The organism is Streptomyces sp. NPDC001678, assembly GCF_042892945.1.
GTDB lineage: Bacteria > Actinomycetota > Actinomycetes > Streptomycetales > Streptomycetaceae > Streptomyces.
Genome location: NZ_JBIAUP010000018.1, coordinates 84274 through 91705 on the forward strand (window position 1 = coordinate 84274; position 7432 = coordinate 91705).

The following is a 7432-nucleotide window of genomic DNA, read 5'->3' on the forward strand; positions in this document are numbered from 1 at the left end:
CGGCACGTGCACCGGCCGGTTCACCGGGCCGCCCGGAGGCGTTCCCGGCGGCTGCGCAGCGCCGCGGCGGCCAGCGCGAAGGAGCGTTCCTCGGCGGCACGGTCGATGCCGGTGAGCCGGTTGTGGTGCATGTGCAGGAGGGAGCCCAACGGTCCCGTACCGGCGCCGAGTTCCCGCAGGAGCGTCCCGTACGCGCTCAGGGCGGGGGCGCGGCGTTCCCAGCACGCGAGCAGCGCCGGGCCGCCGGGCAGGGCGCGCAGCCGCTGCCAGTCGCCGAACGGGTCGATCAGCTCCCGCGCCAGGTCCTTGGCGGCACGTGAGGGCCCGTCCGCCCCGGCGGGTACCGGGCGGTCGAGCAGGTACCGGACGCCCTCCGTGGTGCCCGCGACACGGCAGGCCAGGTCGACGTGGCCGAGCGCGCTCAGCACCGTCCTGTCCAGGGCCAGTTCACGGCTGTCGAGCAGCTCGACCTGTTCCCGGCAGGCGAGGCTGTCGGCGTGGAAGGCGCGTTCGGCGGCGGCCGCGGCGGCGGGTCCTCCGTAGCGCTCGAGTTCGGGATCGTAGGTGTCCAGCACCAGCCTGTCCCCGAGTCCCCCGGCGGCGAGCCCGTCGCACCAGGTCCGCAGCCGGGGCAGCAAGGAGCCCGTGAGAACGGCCGCATCGCCGTGGAAGCGCAGCCTCAGATGGGGGTCCGGGTCGCGGTAACGGAGGTAGAACCAGCGGTCCACCTCACCGGGCAGCCCCTCCAGCAGCCGGGGCAACCGCCGGGCGAGGATCTCGTCCTGGCGCTCGGCCGAGCAGTACACCTTGGCGTACAGCCACCGCGATCCGGGGGAGTGGGCGACGCGGACGCGGCGGGGCTCGGGGACGGGCACGGGCCGCACCGGGCCGTCCGGCACCGCGACCGCCCGGATCATGGGGAAGGCGATCTCGTTGACCCGGCCGGACCGCTCGGTGCCCTCGGCCAGCCAGCCGAAACCATGGCCGCAGTCCGCCGGCGGTTCCTGAAGGACGCCGCCCGGGCGGCGCAGCCATTCGTCGCGCAGCAGGGCGCGGTGGAAGGGGCGGCGCAGGTCGAGGGCGACGCGGTTGTCCCCGGTGACGCTCTCCACCCGGTCGGGCACCCGCCAGCGGGACCGCCACGCGTCGAAGAGCCGCTCCCAGTCGCCGGGCGCGGTGGCCCGGTCGGAGAGCGCGGGATCCGTCGGCCGCCAGCGGGCCAGAGCGAGCACGGTGCGCCCGCGCCGGACCCGGGGCAGGTACGGCAGATCGTCCGCGGCCCCCCAGCGCCAGCGCGGCCAGGCCGGGAGGCCGTTCTGGGTCACCTCGTGGAGGAAGCGGGCCGCGTTCGGCGCGTGCCACACCGTCGCGAGCATGCTGGGGACGACCGGCACGACCTCCTTGCCGAGCCGGGGCGCGACCACGGCGAGCCGGTGCACGTCGGCGACGACGGCCAGGTCGGACACGCCGAGGTCCGTCCCGTCGGTGCGGTCGGCGAACGCGCCGAGCGTGATGGTGTGCGGCAGGCGGCGTGGCACCAGCGCCACGTTGGCGGTCGCGCCGCGCGGCGGCGGAAACCTCAGCTGCGCGGCGACGGCGCCGGGCGCGACCCCGGGCACCTGCCGCACCAGCTCGGTGACGTGGCCGTCGTCGGCGCCCAGCACGAACCCGAAGCGCCCCGCGTGCGCTCCGGCCGTACGCGCCCCACCGGTGACCACCAGCCGGAAGTCACCGCCGGCCAGCGCCTCGGGGGTGTCGGCGAGCAGTTGCGCCAGGATCTCGAAGGACGGCGGAGGCGCCGGCGCGTCCCCGGCGCCGGCGGTCAGCCGCTCCAGAAGCGCGTCGTCCAGGACGATCTCCCGCTCGCCGTTGACGGACGCCTCCTGCGCGAGCTCGGTCAGCAGCCGGTCCTGATCCTTCTCCCGCTGCTCCCGGGGGTCCGCCGGCCCCGGGTGCGGGATCCGCGAGGTGACGGGCAGCCGGTACCCGGCCGGACCGCCGAGGCCGATGTCCGGATCGAGGACCTCCTTGAGCGGTACGGCGCGCCCGGCCCCGTACCGTTCGAGGAAGTCGAGGTGGTACTGGCGCAGATGGGCCGGGCCCGGCCGGGCCGCGGCCAGCCGCCACAGGGCCTCGGCCGCCCGTTCCGCCTCGGCGCGCACGGCGGGCGGCAGCCGGACCGCGACATCGAGGCCCAGGTCGACCTGGAGGAGGTGGTCCGAAGGATGGAGGGCGGCCATCCGGCGGGCGGCGGACTCTCGGGCCTCACGACCGCCGCCGAGCGGAGCCGCGGCGTAGGCGGCCAGTTCCTCGTGGACCGCCGACAGTTCGTCGGCGAGCCGGGCCACGGGGCCGGGGAGCGGCCCGGCCGTGCGGTCCCGGGCGACCAGCAGGTCCAGGACATGGCCGAGCGGATCCGGGCCGTCCAGCGGCGGGCGGAGCTCCGTCAGCAGCACTTCCGAACCGATGAGGTCGACAAGGTGCCGCTCCACGGTGGCGGCCGGCGCTCCGGGGTAGGCGGCGAGGAGGTCGGCGACGAGATCCTCGAACGGCACGGGCAGCGCGGCACGCCGCAGGACGTGGCGCACCACCGCGCCGGCCCGTACCGACACCTCCTGGGCGGCCGGGCGGGTGCCCGCCCCGGGGGCGGGGAGGTACGGGACGACCAGCCGGTCGCCCCGTACGAAGCTCAGGTCGTTGACGGTGACGCGCAGCGGTCGCAGTACGGCCGGCTCGCGCTCCAGCCGCGCCACCACCTCGGACAGCCAGCCCATGTCGGGCCGCACCGCCTTGCGGTGACGCCCACCCCAGCCGGCCCCGACCGCCCCGGGCTCCTCGGCGAAGCCGATGACGGCGACCCCCGCCATGGTGCCGAAGGGCGTGGCCCGGCCGGACATCCGCAGCCGGTAGCGCGCCGACGCCCGCACCGCGCGACGCAGTTGCTTGAGACGGACCGGCTCCCCGGCGAGCACGGCGTCGAGGGTCCGGCTCAGGGAAGGACTCGCCAGCGAGACCGCCTCCACGAACCGGGGATCGGCCGCGGCGGCGCACAGCCGGTCCCGCAGTTCCGCCTCGCCGTCGCCGGGCTCCTCGGAGCCGTCGAACGGCTCCGGAGGCCGGATCGCGGCGCGGAACAGCAGGGTGTCCGCGCAACGGAACGTCGACGGACCGGGGATGTCACTGCCCGGTTGGGCCGTGGGTGCCGCCACGGGGAGCCTCCAGAGTGGTGCGGGGGAACGAACGAGGCGGCCCTTGGGGGCCGGGCCGCCTCGCTCGTGGATCCTCTTCGGACGCAGGACCGACCGTCAGATGGTGGTCTTGCAGGAGAACGGCCAGGAGCCGGTCGCGGCCTCGGCCACCGCGGCCTGCTCGTCCTCGCCGGTGGCGGCGATCTCGATGATGTCCAGCTCGAACAGCTCGTCGAAGTTGTTCATGATGACTCCATTCATTTCCTGTGCGATGCGCCCCCGTCTCCGGTGGCGGCCCCGGGCTTCTTCCCGGCGACTGACATCAACGTACGGAGCGCTTTTCTACGGCGGATATACGCCGGATCGACGTGGAAACCACGCCGGATCCCCTCGTCCCCGCCCCGCGCCCGCGCCTCTACGGGCGCCTGCCCGTGAACGGGACGCACCGCGGTCACTCCCGCGCGCCCGTGTCGCGGGTGTCCGGGCAGGGGATGCCACGGACCATGACCGTTGAGAGATCACGCCCGCGTTCGCGTACCCGTGCCCTGGCGGCGGCGATCGCCGCCCTCGCTCTGGCGGCGACGCCCATGACGTCCGCCTCGGCGCAGAGCCAGGACCGGCGGTCGGCCCTCCTGCAGTGCCAGGGCACCGAGTCCGTCTCCTACAGCCCCGGAGTCACCCTCCAGCCGCGACACTTCGACGTCACCACCCAAGGACGGTTCGTGTCGTGCGTCGACGTGGGAGGGAAGGTGAGCAGCGGGTCGTACCACGAGACGTTCAGCCTGTTCGCAGGCTGCAATGACCTCCTTGAGGGCTTCACGGCACAGCGGACCTTCCGCTGGAGCACCGGCGACACGAGCGTCGCCGACATCAGCGGCAGCAGCACGGAGGCGGCGGGACAGGTCGTCACCACGATCACCGGCAAGGTCGTCAAGGGCCGGTTCAAGGGCCGGACCGCGGTCGAGGTCATCGTCCTCCCGCAACCGGGCGTGCTCCAGTGCCTCACCACCGGCTTCACGGGCGCGACGGGGGTGACGACGCTCACGATCACCTGAAACGGGCCGGACCGCCTCCTCACCGGGCGAAGATCCTGGCCACCACGGAGGCGACCGGCTCACCTCCGAGGATCTCCCGCAACTCCCGTACGCCGTCCCGCCGCCGCGCCGAGGTGAGCGAGAGGTACCGCTCGACGCGTTCGTTGAAGGAACGCCGGAACGCGGCATAGAGGCCTTCGTCTGTCCGTATCCGGCCCGCGATCCGCACCAGGGCCGCGGTGCCGGCGAAGTCCTCCTCCGGTACGTCGTCGTACGGCACGACGTCCGAGAACCGGTTGGCGGTCCGTCCGAAGAGCGTGCCGCCGAGACGCCGCACGGTGAAGACGTGGGCGTAGTGCTGCTCGTGCAGCGCCAGCGGCAGCCGGTCCAGGGCCAGCGCCTCGTGGAGCGCGGTCAGCCCGGGTGCCATCAGATACGCGGGGGTGTTCGCCGCCTGCCGCAGCACCTCGTGCTGAGGCAGGCAGCGAAAGGTGGTCTCCCGCCCGGCGGACGAGACGGTCCGCTCCCGCTCTCCGGCCCGTCCGGCGAAGGGGCCGCCGCAGACCAGTACGTGCCGGAACCGCGGCCAGTCGCGTGGCAGGTCCTCGAGCAGGCGGCCCAGCAGCAACAGATAGTCGTTGTTCGACTCGAAATCCAGCAGGAAGTTCCTGAAGCCACCGACATTGACCAGCAGGTCGTACTCCGGGGACGTCGTACCAGTCGTACTCGGCGCGTCCGGCAGGCCCGTGTGATCGATGATCGCGCCGGTCAGGTGCACGGCGGGCCCCGGTCCGAGCGCGGCGAACTCGGCGAGGCGCGCGCCGATTCCCGGAAAGTTCTGCACGACGCTGTCGGTGGCGAGCAGATGCGCCGCCACGACGCGCTCGTGCGGGGAGAGTTCACGTAAGTGGGCGTCGGCCGCCGCGAAACCGGAACGTGGCAGACCCTCGCACAGGTCACGGATCCGGGCCAGCGGCCGCCTGAGCTGCCAGAAGCCGAACAGGCTGTCCACCATGACCACCGGCCGTCGCGCCACCACGGCCCGCAGGGCCAGGTCCGCGTCCATCGCCGACACCACGTGATCGCCGGCCTCCAGGAGCGCGTCGACGGCCCCGGACACCGGCCGGATGTCGTCGAAGGCGTCCGGGTTGGCCCGTGCGAAGGACGCCGCCACACCGTCACCCACGAACACCCGCTCGTGACCGGCGAGCAGCCTTGAGACCGCGGCGAGTTCGGAGACCGGGCCGAACCCGCAGTTCTGCGCCCCCATCACGATACGCATGCCCGCGCCCCCGGACCTCCGGCACCGTCCAGGTCCGCGCCGCCGCCCGCCGGCCGGGCGGCGAAGACCTCGACGAGGCGTTCCGCGAACGCCCCGGGCCGTCCGGCGTATCCGGCGTGGCCGCCCGGGAACAGCACGGGCCGGTGCCCCAGCCGGCGCGCCAGGACCACCGCCGGGCGGTGGACGACATACGTACGCGAATCATGGCCGCCCGCCATCGTGACCCGGTCCGCCACCGCCGCGAGCGCGGCGGGGTCGGGCACGAACCGCGTGGCGGGACGCAGGACATGCGCCAGGAAGAACGCGGTGTTGTCGCGCTCCTCGGGCAGCGCCGGCGCGGGACGGCCGCCGAAGAGCGCACTGAACCTGTGCAGCGCCGGCGCCACGCCCTCGCGGTGGAACGTCCGGAGGACGTCGTCGACGAGCGCGTGGTGCTCCGCGGCGTCCGGCAGCAGGCCCAGGGCGGGCGGCTCGTGCGCCACCACCGCCCGCACCCGGCCCGGATGGCGGGATGTGAGCTCCAGCCCCACGAGCGCGCCCATACAGCTGCCGAACACGCGGACCGGCTCGCCCGCCGGGAACAGCCGCGCCAGCAGCCGGGACGCGTCGTCCGCGTGCACCTCGATCCGCTGGTCCACCGGCGGCCCGTCGAGCGCACTGCGGGAGTTGCCGCGCGGGTCGTAGCTGACGACGCGGAAGCGCGTGGCCAGCACGACGGCCAAGCCCTCGAACACGGCCGCGTCGCTGTCGCCACCGGCGATGAGCAGCAGGGGCGGCCCCGCACCCCGGACCTCGTAGTACAGCCGCGCGCCCGGCACCGCGAGCGTCCCGGTCGTGAGCGTGTCCATCGCACTCCAGGTGAGGACCGACACCGATGCCGGACCCCCGGCACGAGCCACTCATACCCCGGGCCCCGTACGTCGAGTCCCCTACCGCCGGCCGCCCCGTGGCGCGGTGCCGGTGGAGGCCGCACGCTGGAGGCAGAGAGCAGACCGGGACAGACCGGAGGGAGTCTCCGGATGGATGGAAGCCGGCAGGCCGTCCTCGCGGAGGTCACCGACCAGTCCCTCGGTGAGCACGCCGTGCGCTGGGCGGCGGACGAGGCGGCCCTCCGGCACCTCCCCTTGCGACTGCTGCACGTCCGGACGGGGGTCGCGAGCACCCTGCCGGACACGGAGCCCGGAAGCCGGGCCCACTCCTGGGCGACGCACCTCCACGCGCGGGGAGAGGCGCTGCTGCGCGAAGCACGCGACCAGGCGCTGCGCCACCACCCCGGGCTGGAGATCGGCACGGAGCTGGCCTCCGGGCGGCCCGCACGGGTCATGCGGGAAGCCGCCCGGTCCGCGAGCCTCGTCGTACTGCCCACACCGCGCCACGCCGTGTCGGACTCGCTCTTCGCGCCCCGGGACGAGGCCGACGCCCTGACCGGTCACCCGGCCTGTCCGGTCGTGCTCGTGCGGGAACCGCTCCCCGGTGTGCCGGACGACGCGCCCGTGGCCGTCGGGGCGGACGGCTCGGCCTCGGCGGCGGTCGCCGTCGGCCTGGCCTTCGAGGAGGCGTCCCTGCGCGGGGTCGGCCTGGTCGCGATCCTGGTCCGCAAGCCCCGGGACGCGGGGAGGGCCGATGCCCTGGAGGAGGCCCGGGCGGACCTCTCGGAGTCGCTGGCGAGGCACCGGGAGCGGTACCCGGGCGTCGAGGTCCGGCAGGACGTCCTCGCCGGCGATCCCGCGGCGATGCTCGCCTCGGCCTCCCGCCACGCGCGCTGCCTGGTGGTCGGCACGCGCAGAAGAAGCGGACTCAAGGAAGCGCTGCTCGCCTCGACCAGCCGTACCCTGATCCACGGCACCGACTGCCCGCTGATCATCGCGCCGCCCCCGTCGGCTCGCTGACGTGTCGTGAGGCCGCGGGGCGCGGGCGAACCGGCGGGC

General features: G+C 74.5%; 6 protein-coding genes. 2 read left to right on the plus strand and 4 right to left on the minus strand.

Annotation, left to right across the window (positions count from 1 at the left end; all coding sequences use genetic code 11):
* Positions 1-20: 20 nt before the first annotated feature.
* Both ACFYZR_RS28885 and ACFYZR_RS28890 read right to left on the minus strand, forming a co-directional pair.
* Positions 21-3209: a lantibiotic dehydratase gene (locus ACFYZR_RS28885; RefSeq protein ID WP_391915435.1), complete on the minus strand. Its 3189-nt coding sequence runs from the start codon at positions 3207-3209 to the stop codon at positions 21-23.
* 96 nt (positions 3210-3305) lie between these two features.
* Positions 3306-3434: a hypothetical protein gene (locus ACFYZR_RS28890; protein WP_391915437.1), complete on the minus strand. Its 129-nt coding sequence runs from the start codon at positions 3432-3434 to the stop codon at positions 3306-3308.
* A 257-nt stretch (positions 3435-3691) separates the two neighbouring features.
* Here ACFYZR_RS28890 and ACFYZR_RS28895 point away from each other — a divergent pair, with 257 nt between their 5' ends.
* Entirely contained in the window at positions 3692-4243 is a 552-nt protein-coding gene (locus ACFYZR_RS28895; protein WP_391915440.1) for a hypothetical protein, read from the plus strand.
* 19 nt (positions 4244-4262) lie between these two features.
* Here the strand turns inward: ACFYZR_RS28895 and ACFYZR_RS28900 are convergent, their stop codons facing one another.
* Together ACFYZR_RS28900 and ACFYZR_RS28905 are read right to left on the minus strand one after the other, a co-directional pair.
* Entirely contained in the window at positions 4263-5504 is a 1242-nt protein-coding gene (locus tag ACFYZR_RS28900; protein WP_391915442.1) for a hypothetical protein, read from the minus strand.
* The gene (locus ACFYZR_RS28905; protein WP_391915444.1) at positions 5492-6352 is read right to left on the minus strand and encodes an alpha/beta fold hydrolase; all 861 of its coding nucleotides are present in this window, start codon (positions 6350-6352) and stop codon (positions 5492-5494) included. The genes ACFYZR_RS28900 and ACFYZR_RS28905 overlap by 13 nt, the downstream gene beginning before the upstream one ends.
* Positions 6353-6523: 171 nt before the next feature.
* Between ACFYZR_RS28905 and ACFYZR_RS28910 the strand changes: the two genes are divergently transcribed.
* On the plus strand, positions 6524-7393 hold the full coding sequence (locus ACFYZR_RS28910) for a universal stress protein (RefSeq protein ID WP_391915446.1): 870 nt from the start codon (positions 6524-6526) through the stop codon (positions 7391-7393).
* Positions 7394-7432: the final 39 nt, after the last annotated feature.